Raw genomic sequence first — 643 nt, forward strand, 5'->3', positions numbered from 1 at the left:
ACATCAAAGGCCCTAAAGGGGACAAAGGTGAACAAGGTCTTCAAGGTCGTGATGGTCAAGACGGAGCACAAGGTTTACCAGGACGCGACGGACGTGATGGCGCAGCAGGTCGTGACGGACGTGATGGACGCGACGGTAAAGACGTCTTGAACGGCAAAGTTAACCCAGAAGCAAATCAAGGTAAAGACGGCGATAAATACGTTAATACAGAAACNGGCGACGTCTTCGTTAAGAATAACGGCAACTGGGANAAAGAAGGCAACATCAAAGGNCCTAAAGGGGACAAAGGTGCTCAAGGTCTTCAAGGTGAGCGTGGTCAAGACGGAGCACAAGGTTTACCAGGACGCGATGGCCGTGATGGCGCAGCAGGTCGTGACGGACGNGATGGACGCGACGGTAAAGACGTCTTGAACGGCAAAGTTAACCCAGAAGCAAATCAAGGTAAAGACGGCGATAAATACGTTAATACAGAAACNGGCGACGTCTTCGTTAAGAATAACGGCAACTGGGAAAAAGAAGGCAACATCAAAGGCCCTAAAGGGGACAAAGGTGAACAAGGTCTTCAAGGTCGTGATGGTCAAGACGGAGCACAAGGTTTACCAGGACGCGACGGACGTGATGGCGCAGCAGGTCGTGACGGACG

The 643-nt window shown here is 51.6% G+C and carries 1 protein-coding gene; it reads left to right on the plus strand.

The features are described from left to right. On the plus strand, window positions 1-643 hold a 643-nt coding region (locus D8848_RS10730; protein WP_474104120.1), incomplete at both ends, for a collagen-like domain-containing protein.

This window comes from Streptococcus mitis (genome assembly GCF_003942775.1).
GTDB classification, from domain to species: Bacteria; Bacillota; Bacilli; order Lactobacillales; family Streptococcaceae; genus Streptococcus; species Streptococcus mitis_CN.